16 protein-coding genes are annotated in these 16,368 nt (G+C 37.5%); 8 read left to right on the top strand and 8 right to left on the bottom strand.

Features of this window, described 5'->3' with window-relative positions; translation table 11 throughout:
* Positions 1–62: 62 nt before the first annotated feature.
* Positions 63–575 (bottom strand): 5-(carboxyamino)imidazole ribonucleotide mutase, encoded by a 513-nt coding sequence (gene purE, locus EZY12_13165; GenBank protein QSX70415.1) that lies wholly within the window; start codon positions 573–575, stop codon positions 63–65.
* Positions 576–640: 65 nt separating this feature from the next.
* Here purE and nagA point away from each other — a divergent pair, with 65 nt between their 5' ends.
* The 7 genes from nagA (at position 641) to coaBC (ending at position 7,894) form a co-directional block, all read left to right on the top strand.
* Positions 641–1,804 carry an N-acetylglucosamine-6-phosphate deacetylase gene (gene nagA, locus EZY12_13160; GenBank protein ID QSX70654.1) on the top strand — a complete coding sequence of 388 codons (1,164 nt, stop codon included), beginning with the start codon at positions 641–643 and terminating at the stop codon, positions 1,802–1,804.
* Positions 1,805–1,897: 93 nt separating this feature from the next.
* Positions 1,898–2,524: an alpha/beta hydrolase gene (locus EZY12_13155; protein ID QSX70414.1), complete on the top strand. Its 627-nt coding sequence runs from the start codon at positions 1,898–1,900 to the stop codon at positions 2,522–2,524.
* Between the two features lie 504 nt (positions 2,525–3,028).
* On the top strand, positions 3,029–3,241 hold the full coding sequence (locus EZY12_13150) for a DUF2555 domain-containing protein (GenBank protein ID QSX70413.1): 213 nt from the start codon (positions 3,029–3,031) through the stop codon (positions 3,239–3,241).
* A 375-nt stretch (positions 3,242–3,616) separates the two neighbouring features.
* Positions 3,617–4,756, top strand: coding sequence for a DUF262 domain-containing protein (locus EZY12_13145; GenBank protein QSX70412.1), 1,140 nt, complete (start codon positions 3,617–3,619; stop codon positions 4,754–4,756).
* Positions 4,750–5,847 carry a DUF3696 domain-containing protein gene (locus EZY12_13140; GenBank protein QSX70411.1) on the top strand — a complete coding sequence of 366 codons (1,098 nt, stop codon included), beginning with the start codon at positions 4,750–4,752 and terminating at the stop codon, positions 5,845–5,847. Before EZY12_13145 ends, EZY12_13140 begins: the two co-directional genes overlap by 7 nt.
* A 17-nt stretch (positions 5,848–5,864) precedes the next feature.
* Positions 5,865–6,662 carry a hypothetical protein gene (locus EZY12_13135; protein ID QSX70410.1) on the top strand — a complete coding sequence of 266 codons (798 nt, stop codon included), beginning with the start codon at positions 5,865–5,867 and terminating at the stop codon, positions 6,660–6,662.
* A gap of 23 nt (positions 6,663–6,685) precedes the next feature.
* Positions 6,686–7,894, top strand: coding sequence for a bifunctional phosphopantothenoylcysteine decarboxylase/phosphopantothenate--cysteine ligase CoaBC (gene coaBC, locus EZY12_13130; protein ID QSX70409.1), 1,209 nt, complete (start codon positions 6,686–6,688; stop codon positions 7,892–7,894).
* Between the two features lie 255 nt (positions 7,895–8,149).
* Here coaBC and EZY12_13125 read toward each other — a convergent pair whose 3' ends face one another.
* The 6 genes from EZY12_13125 to EZY12_13100 form a co-directional block, all read right to left on the bottom strand.
* Positions 8,150–8,410 carry a prevent-host-death family protein gene (locus tag EZY12_13125; GenBank protein ID QSX70653.1) on the bottom strand — a complete coding sequence of 87 codons (261 nt, stop codon included), beginning with the start codon at positions 8,408–8,410 and terminating at the stop codon, positions 8,150–8,152.
* 62 nt (positions 8,411–8,472) lie between these two features.
* Positions 8,473–10,044, bottom strand: a complete 1,572-nt coding sequence (locus tag EZY12_13120; GenBank protein ID QSX70408.1) for a reverse transcriptase N-terminal domain-containing protein — start codon at positions 10,042–10,044, stop codon at positions 8,473–8,475.
* 873 nt (positions 10,045–10,917) lie between these two features.
* Positions 10,918–11,142, bottom strand: coding sequence for a type II toxin-antitoxin system HicB family antitoxin (locus EZY12_13115; protein ID QSX70407.1), 225 nt, complete (start codon positions 11,140–11,142; stop codon positions 10,918–10,920).
* A 36-nt stretch (positions 11,143–11,178) separates the two neighbouring features.
* Complete coding sequence (locus tag EZY12_13110) at positions 11,179–12,360, bottom strand: hypothetical protein (protein QSX70406.1); 1,182 nt, start codon at positions 12,358–12,360, stop codon at positions 11,179–11,181.
* Entirely contained in the window at positions 12,357–12,611 is a 255-nt protein-coding gene (locus EZY12_13105; GenBank protein QSX70405.1) for a DUF4365 domain-containing protein, read from the bottom strand. The genes EZY12_13110 and EZY12_13105 overlap by 4 nt, the downstream gene beginning before the upstream one ends.
* A complete protein-coding gene (locus EZY12_13100; GenBank protein ID QSX70404.1) occupies positions 12,608–12,859 on the bottom strand; it encodes a DUF4365 domain-containing protein in 252 nt (83 codons plus the stop codon). Before EZY12_13100 ends, EZY12_13105 begins: the two co-directional genes overlap by 4 nt.
* A gap of 203 nt (positions 12,860–13,062) precedes the next feature.
* On the opposite strand from EZY12_13100, the gene EZY12_13095 reads away from it, so the two are divergent.
* Positions 13,063–14,280 carry a glycoside hydrolase family 10 protein gene (locus EZY12_13095; protein ID QSX70403.1) on the top strand — a complete coding sequence of 406 codons (1,218 nt, stop codon included), beginning with the start codon at positions 13,063–13,065 and terminating at the stop codon, positions 14,278–14,280.
* 337 nt (positions 14,281–14,617) lie between these two features.
* Here EZY12_13095 and EZY12_13090 read toward each other — a convergent pair whose 3' ends face one another.
* On the bottom strand, positions 14,618–16,093 hold the full coding sequence (locus EZY12_13090; protein ID QSX70402.1) for a site-2 protease family protein: 1,476 nt from the start codon (positions 16,091–16,093) through the stop codon (positions 14,618–14,620).
* Between the last annotated feature and the right edge of the window lie 275 nt (positions 16,094–16,368).

Raw genomic sequence — 16,368 nt, 5'->3', positions numbered from 1 at the left:
AGGTGGGTTTTGTCTGTATGGTTCCGCGACTTGCACTAGCCTAGTTCAGAATGTATGAATATCTATTGCTGCAAATATTGTTCATATCCAAGCTGATCTAATTTTATTTGCTTTTCCATGACCATATTACATAGACTTTGCCGATAAGCCTGAACTTTTTGGAGTAATTCCGGTTGGTACGTGGCGAGAATTTGCACAGCCAAAAGTCCAGCATTTTTCGCATTACCAATGGCGACAGTCGCGACGGGTATTCCTGCTGGCATTTGCACTATAGAATATAAAGAATCCACACCTTGTAAATTTCGAGTAGCGACAGGAACACCAATCACAGGTAAAGGAGTTAAAGATGCTACCATACCAGGGAGATGAGCCGCACCACCAGCACCAGCAATAATTACTTTAATCCCGCGTTGATGTGCAGTTTTTGCATATTCAACCATCCGTTCTGGGGTACGATGGGCAGAGACAATGGCAACTTCACATACAATACCAAATTCTTCGCAAATAGCGATCGCATCCTTCATGGTAGGCAAATCGGAATCGCTACCCATAATAATACCAATTTCGAGACTCATACAATTAGGGAATAGGGAACAGGGAACAGGTAAGAAGTTTACCAATGACAACTAACAACTAACAACTGACTAAAATAACACCCATGCTGGCAAATGTAGATATTATCAATGCAAAAGTACCCGGTTATCAAGATTTACAGAGAATCTTAGTCAACCAAGAAGGCATAATTGAGCAAATTATGCCCATGAATACAGCATGGGGAAAATTTGTACCACAGGAGTTACAAGTTTCAGATGTGGCTGGAGACTGGATTTCTTTAGGTGGTGTAGATTTACAAATTAATGGTGGACTGGGGTTAGCATTTCCTGAATTAACAGCAGAAAACTCCTATATGTTACCAAAAATCTCCTCATTTCTCTGGGAAGCAGGAGTTGATGGTTATTTACCAACCTTAGTGACAACCTCTATCGAAAATATTCAGCGATCGCTTGCTATATTAGCTAATTATACCCCCAATTCTGATACATCTGCCCAAATTCTGGGAGTCCATCTCGAAGGTCCATTCTTAAACTACTACAAACGCGGCGCACATCCAGCCGAATATCTTCTGCCTCTCACCCTTGATCAAGTTAAACGGGTACTAGGTGACTATGCCCATCTAGTCAAAGTCATCACCCTAGCACCAGAATTAGATAGCACAGGTAAAGTGATCCCTTATTTACGTTCCTTGGGAATTACTGTCAGCTTAGGACATTCTCAAGCCACCGCAGCCGAAGCCCAAGCAGCCTTTGCTCAAGGGGCAACAATGATCACCCACGCCTTCAATGCTATGCCACCCTTACACCACCGTGAACCAGGGTTATTAGGTGCAGCCATGAACGATCCTCATGTCTTCTGTGCTTTTATTGCCGATGGTCAGCACGTTGATCCGATGATATTAAAAATTCTTCTGCGTGCCAGTGAAGGGTTATTTATTGTTAGTGATGCCCTTGCACCTTTAGGACTACCTGATGGGATTTATCCTTGGGATAACCGACAAATTGAAGTAATCAATGGTACAGCCAGATTACAAGATGGGACTTTAACGGGAACAACCCTACCCTTATTAGTGGGAGTACAAAATTTGGTGAAGTGGGGGATTTGTGATGTAGAAACCGCCATTAGTCTAGCTACAGACGCACCCAGACAAGCTATTAATTTACCAATATTTGCCGCTAATCAACCCGCCCATTTATTGCGCTGGAAATGGGATGAAGTTAGTAAAGAACTTACTTGGAAACGATTATAAAGAAACATTCAGAACAGCTAAAAAAGTTGAGAAATATGTACTAGATTAAGACGCGGTATACTGTATCTGTTTGAATTTTTAACTCAATTACTCATGACTCAAACATTAGACTTTATCAGGGTTTCTCCACCCACAGGACAAGCACCGGATGCTTTAATCGTCACTTTACATGGTTGGGGTGCAAATGCTCAGGATGTAGCATCTTTAATACCTCATGTCAATTTACCTGAGTACGAATTTCTGCTGCCAAATGCCCCCTATCCTTATCCTCATGGTGATATGGGTAGGGCATGGTATGACCTGCGGGCAGAAAATATGTATGATGGACTAACAGAAAGTAAACAATTACTCATAGATTGGTTGAAATCTTTAGAAAGTAATACAGGTGTGCCGTTATCACGCACGATTTTGAGCGGATTTTCTCAAGGTGGAGCGATGACTTTAGATGTAGGATTAAGCTTACCCTTAGCTGGTTTAGTGGTAATGAGTGGGTATTTACATCCTGCTGTGGCAACGCTGAATCAAGGCAATTTTCCGCCTACATTAATCATGCACGGTACACAGGATGAAGTTGTTCCTCTGCAAGCGGCGATTAAGTCGAGAGACGTGGCAAAATCTCTAGGAGTAGCAGTGGAATATCATGAATTTGCCATGGGACATGAAATTAATTTACAAATGTTAGAAGTGCTACGAACTTTTGTTATCAACACAATTGGTTAGCTAAAGTTACAAAAAATTTATAAAATTCGGTAGAATTCAGAAGAATTTTTACAAATTTAATGCTCATTAATGAGTAAGATAGAACAGGTGGAAACAACTCCACCCTAAGCTGAATGTAAGCTCTGCAAAAGGGAGGGGCAAGCATTGTCAGTAACCCAGCCCTAAAGGGACTGAGCTTGCAAGAGAAATCAAACAAGCTGTACTGACCAGACCACCTAGAAATAGGTAGCCGTTATTTGAGTCACGACACCCCGGAATGCGAAGCTAGTTCCCTGCTCTGTCGCTTGTGATTAAACAGTTCTAAGGTCACTGGAACAGTGTTGCCAGCAAAACAAGCTCTTATAACTGGTCGAAGCTAACATTACCCCAGAAATGGGAGTTGGTTTTTCAGGTTTCCAATCAAAAAACCTGACTAAAATTTAAGATTCAATGCGGTTAAAACCGCCCGTGTCACTTCCCTCTCAGCCCTAAAGGGACTGAGTTTCCCGCATACCGCGAGGTCTTATGAAAACTCTAAGCATTTCCAAAACAGAAATTTCTGCTATGACGACAACAGAGGTAAGGGATTTGGCTACACGTCTGGAACTAGATAATTATAGTAATGCTTTTGAGGGTTTGAATGATTGGCATCTACTGCGGGCAATTGCTTTTCAGCGTCCAGAGTTAGTTGAAGCCTATATCCACCTCTTAGATTTAGAGGCTTACGACGAAGCCTAACAATTTTAGGCAAAAATTCAGGAGTCGCTCAGGGTTTAGCATTGCTAAATCCTGATTTGTTACGTCTAATTTAATTTAGATGCGTTTGGCTGCGATAGCCAATTTAATAAAACTTTCACAACTAAGTGAGATTAGAGACTTCCAAATAAAAAAATACCCCAAAATTTCTTGTGGTGCAGGCATCTTGCCTGCTAATAATATTAGGACGGGCAAGATGCCCATCCCACAAGATTGGTTCATCTTTTTTATGGAGTTCTCTTACTGTTCATAAGTCGTTGACAATTCTATTCAATCAACGCCTAGATAATTTGTTTGTTATTATGATTTAATGATATCTAATTCTGCCTAAGTAAATTTTTAGAAATAGTTGTCATAATGGTAACAAATAAACTCAATAATCAACAGATGGAATTATTAGATCAAGAAAATGAATTAGATGAAGATTCTAATTTTGAACAAGATGAAGATGAAAATCTAGAACCATTTGATCCAACAAAGATTAGGGTTAAAACTAAACCTATGACAATGGATCTGCTACTTAAAAGAATTCAACATGATGAAATTGATTTAGCTACTGATTTTCAGCGACAATCTGATATTTGGACACCTAAAGCTAAAAGTCGCTTAATTGAATCTCTTTTAATTCGGATTCCACTTCCAGCATTTTATATAGATGCAACGGATGATGATAAATGGATTATTATAGATGGTTTACAAAGAATTAGTACATTCAAAAGTTTTATTATAGATAAATCTCTCAAATTAACAGGATTACAATTTTTAACAGACTTAGAAAAGAATAAATATGATGATTTACCTCGTCATTATCAAAGACGAATAGATGAAACTGAATTAACAGTTTATCTAATTGAACCTGGAACTCCTTCTGAAGTAAAATATAATATTTTTGAAAGAGTTAACACTGGAGGATTGCCTCTTAATCCTCAAGAACTTCGTCAAGCAATGAACCCTGGACAAGCAATAGAAATTCTGAAAAAACTAGCTAATTTACCAGAATTTAAAAGAGTAACAAATTTAAGTCCAAAGAAAAAACAACGGATGGATGACCATGAATTTATACTCGGCTTTATAGCTTTTACTTTAAATAAGTATGAAGATTATCCAGTCCGCAAAGGACGCAAATATTTTTTATATGAGTCAATGAAACAATTAAATAAAATAGATTATAAGTTAATAGAAAAAATAGAACATAATTTTAATATAGCAATGAGGGCAAGTTATGATATTTTTGGAGATTTCGCTTTTCGTAAATCTAAATCTCAAAGATCACCTGTTAATAAATCTCTTTTTGAAGCATGGTCAGTTACTTTCGGTAAATTGAATTCTCAAGATATTGAAAAATTAATCAATCATCAAGAAATTTTGAACGATAAATTTAAACAAAAAATGGCAGAAGATCCTGATTTCCTGAAATCGGTATCTCAAGCATCGAGTAAAGTTCAGTATCGTTTTGAAAAAGTTAATGAAATAGTTCAAGAGGTTTTATCATGTTAAGTTCTTTGACTTTAAAAAATTTTAAACCATTTGAAAATCAGTCTTTTTCTTTAAAACCATTAACATTACTTGCTGGACTAAATAGCACTGGTAAATCTTCCTTACTTCAATCTCTATTACTACTACGTCAATCCTCTCAACAGAATTTATTAGATAATGTAGGTTTAGCACTAAATGGTGATTTAGTCTCTATAGGCACAGCCAAAGATGCTCTTTGTAAGAGAGCAAAGGAAGATTCAATCACTTTTGAAATTTTCATGAATAATAATATTAAAGGTACTTGGGTTTTCAATTATGATAGTCAATCAGATGTAATGCAAATATCTTCATTATCAAATGCTGATGTGGAAATTTATAATTCAAGTCTTTTTACAGATAAATTTCATTACTTAAAAGCAGAAAGAATAGCACCTAGAAATTATTTCCAAATGTCTGATTTTCAAGTCAAACAACATCAACAGATTGGAAGTCAAGGTGAATTTACTGCTCATTTTTTATCTATAAATGAATTTACAAAAATTCCACATAATCAACTATCACATGAATTAATAAAGTCTGATAATTTAAGAAATCAAGTTGAAGCTTGGCTTGGAGAAATCAGTCCTGGAACAAGAGTTGATATAGAATTGCATTCAGCAATGGATTTAGTTAATTTACAATATTCTTATGAAGACAATAATTCCTATCGTTCAACTAATGTAGGTTTTGGAATTACCTATACTTTACCGATTATTGTAGCTATATTATCTGCTACTTCAGATACATTGATTTTGTTAGAAAATCCAGAAGCTCATCTCCATCCTAGAGGACAATCTAAGATGGGAGAATTAATTGCTTTGGCAGCAAATTGTGGTATTCAAATAATCTTAGAAACTCATAGTGATCATGTTCTCAATGGTATTCGTAAAGCAGTACGTCATAAGAAACTTGATGCTGAGAAAGTGCAAATTAACTATTTTGAAAGGTATTTAAAAAAAGGACAACCAACCACAGAAATTATTACTCCCAGAATTTATCAAAGCGGGGGAATTGATAAATGGCCTGATGGCTTTTTTGATCAAGCTGAAAAAGATTTAATGGATTTACTATAAACGAGGTTCTACCATCAATGCACTTTTTAATTAATGAGCTTTCTTTTATTGGACAAGCTATAAATAAATACGAAGCAGATGAATTAATGAATAATATTCTTGAAATTATTTATGAGATAAAGGATATTGCAAATGATGATCCAATCCTAACTCATAGTAGTTTTACTTATCAAAAACTATGTTTAAATTTAACGGTACGCGAATGGCTTTTTAGCCAAATTAAAGGGCAAAAATCAAACGTACAAACAGATGAAGAAACAAAGAAACAAACAAAACTAGAAATTTTACTTAAGCTTTTAAGTAAGGGACCTTATATAGATACAGATTATAAATATTTAATAGATGATTGTCAATGTTTTTATCAACAAAAAGATGTTTCATCGAGTTCATTAGCTGGTGCTGCTAAACTTCCAGGAATATTAATTAGTTTACAAAATAATCCTGATTTTGTTCAAGAAAATATCGAAGTTGAATTTCAAGAAGGTACAAATTCCAAAGAAACTCGAATAATCAATAATTTAACTGAAATTAAACAGGCTAGAAAAATATGCCCTTGTTATAAGATTTCCTCTAATAAACATGATCTTGTAGGTCATTGGGAAAGAGGTACTCCTATGGATTTAACAGATGAAGAAGCTCAAAAAGTTTTAAATAGTTCTGTACCTAGTAGTAATAAAAATAGTAAAAAACGTTATGGATATCACAAGAAAACTGATCAGTGTTATGTATTTCTTCCAGATGGTGATTTTTTTGATGAACAAGGTTATCCAACCTATCATGGATTTCCCATTCCTTGTGATCAAGTCCGTGATTGAATTTTAATTAAAATCAAAAAATAATGCCATTATCCACAAATTTAACTAAAAAAGTTCTTGTCTGTGTAGGCGGTGGTATTGCCGCCTATAAAGTTTGTGAATTAGTATCCACACTATTTAAGTCTGGGGTAGAAGTGCGGGTTATTCTCACTAATTCTGCCCAAAAATTTATTACTCCTTTAACTTTAGCCACTTTATCTCGTCATCAAGCTTATACAGATGATGATTTTTGGCAACCAATCTATTCTCGTCCTTTACATATTGAATTGGGTGAATGGGCTGATTTAATTGTGATTGCGCCTTTAACGGCTAATACTTTGGCGAAGTTAGCTTATGGTATGGCGGATAATTTACTAACAAATACTATTCTCGCTTCTACCTGTCCGGTGTTGTTAGCACCAGCGATGAATACGGATATGTGGGAACAGGTGGCGGTACAAAGAAATTGGCGGCAGTTATTGACAGATAATAGATTTTATGGTATGGAAACTGGTTCGGGGTTATTAGCGTGCGATCGCATTGGAACTGGTAGAATGGCAGAACCCGGCCAAATATTTGTTTATATTCAATCTTTATTACACACCCAAGGAAAACGAGATTTAATGGGGAAACAGGTTTTAATCAGTGCTGGGGGAACAAGAGAATATTTAGATCCGGTGCGCTTTATTGGCAATCCCTCAACTGGTAAAATGGGTTTAGCATTGGCACAGGCTGCACTGCACCGAGGAGCAAAGGTAATATTAGTCCATTGTCCTGGGAGTTGGGATGTACCTTTGGGAGTAGAAGCAATTGCGATTGTGAGTGCGGACCAAATGCAGCAGGTAATGTTAGAGCATTTAGCCAATGCAGATATAATTATCATGTCAGCCGCAGTTGCAGATGTAAAGCCTAAAGATTATAGTAGCGAAAAATTGCCCAAGCGATCGCTTCCAGAAAATTTACCTCTAACAGCAGTACCGGATATTGTGGCTGAAATCGGAAATCGCAAACAACCCCATCAATATTTAATTGGTTTTGCAGCACAAACAGGGGATATTATTACTCCTGCGAAAGAGAAATTGCAAAGGAAGAAATTAGATGCAATTGTAGCGAATCCTATTGATAAAGTTGATAGTGGTTTTGGGAGTGATAATAATCAAGCGGTGTTTTTAGATAAGCAGGGAAGGGAGATAGAAATTCCGGCTTGTTCTAAGTTGGAAATGGCGCATTATTTGTTTGATTTTGTTGTTTAATGGAATAAAATCACATTTTTATTGTTCTTCTACTTCTGATAGATTAATATAGCGTTTGAGTGAGATACAAGAACCCCACCCCCAACCCCCTCCCCGCAAGCGAGGAGGGGGCTATGATGTACATCATTAAAGTGGATACTGCTGTAATTAGAATTGTATAGTTATAATGGTATTTATCTAATAAGTTGGGAACACGTTCTGCTAATATTGCCCGAATCAAAATATTAGTATCCAGAACAATTAACTTTCTCATCGTTATATTGTACTTTCCTTAGCATTCTGGAAATCCGCAAATAATTCATCTTCACTAATACCTCTTGTTTCCAGCAATTGTTTGATTTTTTGGACTGCTTCTTGTAAAGCCATTAAATCTTGTTTTTGAGGAGTAGGTTGTGTTGGTATGTAGTAACCTATTGGCACTCCATGAGAAGTAATTGCAATTGGTTCAGATGATTGTTGTGTGTACTTATGTAAATTGGCACGAAATTCTTTGGTAGAGTCGAAGGCGGGTATTATCCCGCGCTCCTCTCTGTTAAATCTGGGCGTGCGACTTTCACCGCACCCAGCTTCCGATGTTCTTAACTTTCGCTTTTGCTCATGTGAATATAGTCGTGGCAGCTTTCATGAATTGCTAGAAGGTTTTTAGTTTTACCATTCTTATGGTTTCCATCAACATGATGTAAATGTACCTTCTCGTCACTGAGCATTTTTAGCCCACAATAACCACATTTATGGTTTTGCCGTTTGAGGGCTTTAGAGGTATGGTTGTCATAGAGCTTGCTGTTACGCTCGCTCCAATAACTCAAATCTCCGTCGTAGGGTGATTTCTCACCTTTGACATTGATATGTTTATTTTCGGAGAAAGGGACTGCTGGAAAAGCCTTATCTAGTAATTGCTTACTGGTATAGCGATTCTGTTTAGTTTCCTTGTTGAATACCCTAAATGCTCTGTTTTGGATGTGAAATAACGAGTTTCTTGACCCGTCCATCTTGCAGAAGCGGTGGTAATTCCTCCAGCCTCTAACTACGGGGGCTAATTTTTCAGCCTTTGTGGTAGAACCATAATTCGAGTTGTTGACGATGTATTTTACTTTCTTGCGAAAAGCTTTAAAATTGTCCACTGATGGGACGCTTCTGAACTTTCCGTTTTTCTGGACTTTAAAATGCCAGCCCAGGAAATCAAACCCATCTGTCGCGGCGGTTAACTTTGTCTTTTTCTCACTGACTTTCATTCCCCGCTCTGCTAGGAACTGACTAATTTTGTCGAGTATTTCTGTGGCATCGTCTTGGGGTCGGAGTATTATTACCATGTCATCCGCATAACGGATTGTTGGTTCAACAATATTTTCCTTTGGGGTTTTGTCCGTAATTCTGAACCCATGATTCTGGTATCTGTGAATACTTTCAATCCCATTTAAGGCGATGTTAGCTAAAAGTGGACTTACCACGCCCCCTTGAGGTGTTCCTTGTTCGGGGAACTTTGGATTGACTCCGGCTTTGAGACATCGGAAAATACCTTGTCTTATGCTATAAGGAGCGATGAGTCTATCCATTATGGCGGTGTGGTTTATCCTGTCAAAGCATTTTTCAATATCGAGTTCTATAACTCGTTTATCTATTCCGTTGGCGTTTGAGCATAGGTTACGAAACAAGATTTTCTGTGCATCATGTGCCGAGCGTCCCGTCCGAAACCCGTAGCTGTGCGCGTGGAAAGTTGCTTCGTGCGCTGGTTCTAATGCGTATTTGATAAGGCATTGGTAAGCCCTATCAGCAATAGTAGGGATTTTCAGAATCCTAGTAGTACCATCCTTTTTGGGGATGGGTATTTCTCTTAACCCCTGGTGTTTCCAGTTGTTAACGGATGCCTTCAACAGTTCATTAAGCTCAAAGCGTTCCTTAAAGTTAAGGGACTTTTTGCCGTCAATTCCTGCTGTCTTTTTCCCGGCATTTAGCTGTGATACTTGACGGATAGCCAGTAATCTTGCTGCGGTAGATTTCAGAATCAGCTTTTGTAGGGACTTAGCTTTGCGCTTGTCTCCAACTTGAACCGCTTTGTACACGCGCTTTTGTAGGCGGAATAAGTCACGACGGAATTTCTTCCAGGGCAACGTTTTCCAAGATTCACTAGAGTTTTCTCTGTGTCCAATCATGCTCTGCTCCAGTCTGTGTATTCTGAACACCTCAGACCAATTACGGTCTGTCCTACCCGAATTGAGGGGATTCCGCTGCTCGTCCAGCCTACCTAGGGTTCGACCGCCCTCAGACCCTCAATCCGTTTTTATTCGTTCCCTCGGTTAGATTGTTCGTTCCGTTAGGTGTAGCCAATTCGACCACTGAAATCCCTAGACTCTTACCGCTATCCGAATTAAAATGCGGCGGGGTTTTGCTCCAGTGGAGTCAGGATTTTGATGTTGCGTCCTGCTCTCTGTTAAGTCGCTTTTCTAGGCTCTGTTTCACCGTGGGAACTCCCCATTAACGCCAGTGTCACCCCGCAACGGATGTCTGATTGCGTCCTGTTCCTAGCTTCGACCTCCCGAAACCGAGTCGGGTCATCGTAGGCAGATAGGGATTCATACCTGAGTCTGGTAGATGGGACTTTCACCCATATCAGACCGAGAGTTCAACCTTTCCTCTATTACTAGAGTTGGGTTGGTTAGCTTATGTACGGGCTGGATACCGTGATTCAGCTAACAACGAATCGCACAATTCCTACAGATTGGATGTCCGTAATAGTGAATTGACAACTTGTGTACACTTGAGTACACTATAACATGGATTTTGAGTTATTGATAATCAAGCGGTGTTTTTAGATAAACAAGGAAGCCAAATTCAAGAATTTCAAAAAATGAAATTTTGTAAATGGATATGTGAACAAAGAAAACAGGCTGAGGATTTTGTTGATTTTAAGATAATTATTGATTTTATCAAAGATTGTTTAGGAACAGTTACAGTTATTTATTGAAGCTGTAATTAATCAATGTTGGGTTTCATTTTATTCAACCCAACCTACATCAATGTAAAAATTACGCCACTTTCAAAGATTTGCCTAAAACTTGCGGTTCGGGAAGCAGTTCACCATCTTGTAAACATGACTCAATCAGCATTTCTAACACTTCCTGACCATTTTTTAAAGCCTCTTCGTAAGTTTCACCATGAGTACAAGGCTGCATTACATTAGTAAAATCAGGTAATAAAACTACATAACATTTATCTTCTTCAGACCATTGAATAATTATTGTATATTTCATTGTTTTGGTTTCTCCCGTTCATCTGCTTCAATTCTATTATTTTCGAGAGATAGAAAAATTTTGTACATCTTTCAAAATCAATTGTTCATTTGTTTCAATTAATCTACCATTGCATATTATTGGAAGCTGATCTAAATTTGCTTCAAATGCGATGAGATACTCTTGACGATTAACTTCAATAATCACCTCTTTTTCTTTATTTTCTATCATAGTTATAACGATAACTTTTGCTTTTTCATTTCCACCAAACCATTCAAACTTAATAACTAACCCTGTAATTGTTGACCGGACTAGGGTTGATGGAGAAGATAAAGACAATACAATCGTATCCTGTTGAATATTTTTTCTCTTTCTACCCCAAGTAGCTTGACGAGAATTCAGTTTATTCTGAACTTCTGTAATCACAGGTAAAACTTGTTTATTTAATTTTATCTCTAAAGGAAAATTAGATGTATGTTCTATTCTTTTTGTAGACGTTAAATTAAAACTCAAGTTGGGTTCACTAGCAGTATTTATCATATCTAATAGCGCAGCACATAAATTAGCACTCACTCCTTCTTCTATTGCTTCATCTAAAACATCTTCTCTTTCAAAAAGGTTTTTTTCAGGAGCTAAACTAATAATATTTAAAGCTTGAAACAGAGTTTTAGTAACTTTTCTTTCAAAGCAATCTTCAGATTGATAATTTTCTACCTGTAATGGAGAAATAATAGTTAAAACATAGCTTCCTTCCTTCGTATGGCCTAGACGTAATTTTTGCATATAGTCAGTTACTTCACTAAATGAACCTTTAAAGTAAGGTCTAGGTTCTACAGCGGACGAAGCAGCAGACCGCATTAGCTTTTGTGCTGATGCAAATAATTGAATTCCTTGAGATATAGGAATACTACCATTGATAATTTCTGCATGATTAACTGAAATTTGGATAATTTCTGCTAACGGATTTCTCAAATTATTTATTATTTCTAACTGAGAACGATGCTCTACAATTTCCAGATTTTGTAAAACTTCACTCATTCGAGTAGGAAAATCACGAAAATCAGAATTTAGGGGTAATAGGATTTCAACAATTTCTCCTTCACATACTTCTAATGTCCAAATTGATGCAATATCATTTATTTGCCTTTGCTGTTGCCAACCTTGAGTTTTTAAATAGCCAGCAACTTCTAGAGGATTTATAGATTTAAGAATATCAATATCTCGGATAGTTGTTTTCATGGAGCGCCCCCATTTGAGATTATTTGCATCAAATTTGTTAGAGCTTCTACGTTAAATATTTTATCTCTTGATAAACGAACTGATTTACTTTCTTGACCAGTAGGTAATTCCTGTTCTCCTCGTAGTGATGTCCAGTAAGCACAATGTTTCATAACTAATTCTTCTTCGCATTGGTATAACCAGCTATTTATATCATCAGCCAAAATAACAACAACTAAAATACGCGGAACATAAATATCAGTATATCTCAAATCATCATAATTTTTTTCTTTAAGGAATAACTTATACTTTTAGCACCAACTACATTCCTTCTAAAAGGGGCTTTTAACTGTAGTTCTAAACGAGGTGAGCGAAAAGTTCCAATAGCTCCTTTGGCTGCAATAACTAAGTCAATGCTGTCATTATCTACTCCTGGCTCGTAAATGTCATAACCTGCAACTGCCGTAACAGCACGAATATAAGCTTTGCTAAATTGCTCTTGACGGTGAGTGATATACATGAAGATTCTAGGAAATAATCGAGGTTTCAGACTGTTAAAGAGATAATGACTTAGTTATGTGTAATTTACTGCACAGTCGTTTATTATACCCTGAATATTCGAGCTTTTTCTAGTGCTTCTTTGAACTCTTCTGCAATCGCTTGTAAAATAGAAGCATCAGTAATGAAAATAACTTAATTTAACAATCCAAAATAGGATAACCAATGAAAAAAATATTGATAAAATGGCACCGTCAAACTAAAAAACTAGGATTTTTAGCGGTTATAATGGCCGTGAGTATGGTCGCTTTCGTGATGCTATCATTCCCCTTAAATGCTCAAATTCCTAAATCCACAGAATTACGGGGAGTATGGTTAACGAATATTGATAGTGATGTTTTATTTGAGAAAGAACGTCTAAAACAAAGTTTAATAAATTTACACCAACTCAACTTTAACACCGTTTATCCCGCCGTATGGAATTGGGGATATACACTTTATCCTAGCAAAGTAGCCGCCAAAGTCATTGGTAAAGCAGTTGACCCTACCCCCGGACTGCAAAAGCGAGATATGCTCAAAGAAATAGTCACCGAGGGACATAAACAAGATTTAACCGTGATTCCCTGGTTTGAATTTGGCTTTATGGCACCTGCTGATTCCCTGCTTGCTAAAAATCGTCCTACTTGGTTGACAAACCGCAAAGATGGCACAAAAATAGTTAAAGAAGGCATACATAACCGAGTTTGGTTAAATCCCTTTCGTCCTGAAGTGCAACAATTTATCCAAGATTTAATTGTCGAAATAGTCAAAAACTATGACATTGATGGAATTCAATTTGATGACCATTTCGGATTACCATCAGAACTAGGATATGATGCCTACACTACAGCATTATACAAAAAAGAGCATCAAGGTAAATTGCCACCCGCAGACTTTAAAGATCCAGAATGGGTAAGTTGGAGAGCGAACAAAATTACCGCCTTTATGAAGCGGGTATTTACAGCAATTAAAGCTAATAAAAAAGATTGTATCGTTTCTGTTGCTCCCAATCCTCAACGTTTTTCCTATGAATACTTTCTTGCAGATTGGCAAAAATGGGAAAGAATGGGAATAATTGAAGACTTAGTTTTGCAAATTTATCGGAATGATTTAAACGTTTTTACTAGCGAATTAGAATATCCAGAAGTCAAATTAGCTCAAACTCATATTCCTGTGAGTATTGGAATTTTGAGTGGGTTAAAAAATCGCTCAGTTCCCATGACACAAATTCAAACCCAAATAGAGAAAGTGCGAGAGAGAAAATTTGCAGGTATTTCCTTCTTCTTCTACGAAACCCTCTGGAACATGAGCCAAGAAAAACCCCAACAACGCCAACTAGCATGGCAGAAAATTTTCCCCACACCCACAACCTACCCTAACTTATTAGCAGATTGGAAACGGTAAGGAATTAGTCAAGAAAATCTAGTATTGCTGAATTAAAATTAGGAAATTCTACCTTTGCGCCTTTGCATATTATCGTAGCAAGGCATAGCCCGGTATATTCCTATTTTCTATTATTAGCAACACCAGAATTCTTCAGTAAAAGGATGTTTTAAAAGTTTTGGGCAAATATAATATGGCTTCGCCTCCCGTCAGGGATACGCCACTAGATAAGCAAAGTCCACCTGCGTGGACTAATGAAAAATCAAAATTTTTTAACCCACGAAGGTGGGTTTTGTCTGTGTAGACGCGACTTCCAGTCGCTAGGTGAAGTAATAAATTAGACTTGTTCTTTCAACCTCTAACTACCGATTCCCAAACGTCCAGCTAAAGCGGGAGTAAGAGGTAAAAGAGTAGTAATCATTAAAAACAAAGCTAACAGACATAAAGCCGCTCTAGCATCATCTGGTTCACTGATTTCATTTAAACTGGGGCGTTCTAAATCGCGTTGTAAAAACAAAATTACAATTGCCCAATACATAGCCAGAGGATTACCCAAAGATACCACAGCCAGTAAAACTATCGTCGCAAAAGTAGTTCTACCTGCGGTTTTGCGTCCATAAATTGCTTGCACAATCCGCCCCCCGTCTAGTTGTCCAGCGGGCATTAAATTCAACGCAGTGATAACTAATCCTAACCAACCAATAATCACCAAAGGATGAATATTCACTACAGGAGATTGTAAAGCCGAACCGAGGACAACTCGTGCCAAGCTACCGACTAAAATTGAACCTTGGAAAAATTGGTTAGGTAATTGAAATAAACTACCTGGGTGGGAAAGTAGCAACCCTATTACTAGTAGCAATAAAGACATAATACCACCAAAAGCAGGCCCGGCTAAAGCAATATCAAATAAGGCGTTCCGGCTAGGGACAAGGGACTCAAACCGAGTAATTGTTCCAAAAGAGCCAATTTGCACCGCTGGTAAAAAGAACGGCCAACTTAACTGGACTTGGTGACGACGCGCTAATAACCAATGTCCGATTTCGTGAGATATCAAAATTACAAATAAACCCAAGGCAATAGGTAAAGCTTCTGCAAACCGTTCAGGGTTACTGAATAAATCAAAATTCTGTAATAACCCCCCTACTTCTAAGCTTGTAGCGATGGTTGCTATTAACAAAATTACCGCAAAAGCTTTTTGTCCTAACTGGGTTGTCCGGGGGTCAGTCCGGCTAGGTAGAATAATTATGACAGGTTTACCATCAGTATTTTCTACCAAAAACAGCCGATATTTATCATCTAACCGTTCTTGTAAACTTTTTGTCAGTCGGTTATGAACGGCTTCTGGTTCTCCGCGCAAGTTACCTTTAAAAACCACTCCTTCTTCGTAGGGAATAGTTTCTGTAGCAAAAAATGTGTCAATCCCAAAAATGCCTCGAATCTGGCTTAAATCTGCTTCTGGTATGGGGGTTGGTTCTAATTGCACTTCTGAGACTACAACTGAACTGTCTTTATCACCTTCGGCTGCGAGTCGCTCTGTTGCCCGTTGTTTGAGAATATCATCTTGACCCGCTTCCCGTAATTTTCTGCCCAGAAAAATATACAAAAAAGCGGAGGCTACCACTAAGAATAAGATACCAACGATGTTGATATAAATCCCAGCGGCGAATAATCCAAAGAACAAAAGCCAGGGAGTCATTAAGACGACAGACTGTAACCAGGCTAAAATGCCTAGTTTACCAAAAGGCCGGGCGCGATAAAAGCCCCAGCCTAAAATGCCGGACGCTATCAGCACAACGGCTGCAATTATAGGGGTTTCTGATGAAGTAAACATTGCTAAACCTTTGCTGTTGAGACTGAAGCTAGTACCGCAGTGCGGAATTAAAAATTAAAAATTAAAAATTAAAAAAGCAGATTACACAAGCTTTCGGCAAATTTTTAATAGTTGTTGGACTTACGCCATTGTGTACTAGTATAAGTCTGTTTTTTTATATATTCTACCATTTTTGAGGATAAAATGCACAATATCTGGCAGAATTCACCAAGTCAGGAGGTAGGGGCGCAGGGCCTGCGCCCAATCTATATTGTATTGTAAAAATAAAATTGACA

It is taken from the genome of Dolichospermum sp. DET69, from assembly GCA_017355425.1.
Lineage (GTDB): Bacteria > Cyanobacteriota > Cyanobacteriia > Cyanobacteriales > Nostocaceae > Dolichospermum.
The sequence above is the reverse complement of the archived record's forward strand: the minus strand, read 5'-3'. Positions and strand labels throughout refer to the sequence as shown.

Bases quoted from the DNA above. Each gene is read 5' to 3' on its own strand.
- purE (QSX70415.1), bottom strand. From the start codon at position 575: ATGAGTCTCGAAATTGGTATTATTATGGGTAGCGATTCCGATTTGCCT.
- EZY12_13155 (QSX70414.1), top strand. From the start codon at position 1,898: ATGACTCAAACATTAGACTTTATCAGGGTTTCTCCACCCACAGGACAA.
- EZY12_13150 (QSX70413.1), top strand. From the start codon at position 3,029: ATGAAAACTCTAAGCATTTCCAAAACAGAAATTTCTGCTATGACGACA.
- EZY12_13145 (QSX70412.1), top strand. From the start codon at position 3,617: ATGGTAACAAATAAACTCAATAATCAACAGATGGAATTATTAGATCAA.
- EZY12_13140 (QSX70411.1), top strand. From the start codon at position 4,750: ATGTTAAGTTCTTTGACTTTAAAAAATTTTAAACCATTTGAAAATCAG.
- EZY12_13135 (QSX70410.1), top strand. From the start codon at position 5,865: ATGCACTTTTTAATTAATGAGCTTTCTTTTATTGGACAAGCTATAAAT.
- coaBC (QSX70409.1), top strand. From the start codon at position 6,686: ATGCCATTATCCACAAATTTAACTAAAAAAGTTCTTGTCTGTGTAGGC.
- EZY12_13120 (QSX70408.1), bottom strand. From the start codon at position 10,044: ATGATTGGACACAGAGAAAACTCTAGTGAATCTTGGAAAACGTTGCCC.
- EZY12_13115 (QSX70407.1), bottom strand. From the start codon at position 11,142: ATGAAATATACAATAATTATTCAATGGTCTGAAGAAGATAAATGTTAT.
- EZY12_13110 (QSX70406.1), bottom strand. From the start codon at position 12,360: ATGAAAACAACTATCCGAGATATTGATATTCTTAAATCTATAAATCCT.
- EZY12_13100 (QSX70404.1), bottom strand. From the start codon at position 12,859: ATGTATATCACTCACCGTCAAGAGCAATTTAGCAAAGCTTATATTCGT.
- EZY12_13095 (QSX70403.1), top strand. From the start codon at position 13,063: ATGAAAAAAATATTGATAAAATGGCACCGTCAAACTAAAAAACTAGGA.
- EZY12_13090 (QSX70402.1), bottom strand. From the start codon at position 16,093: ATGTTTACTTCATCAGAAACCCCTATAATTGCAGCCGTTGTGCTGATA.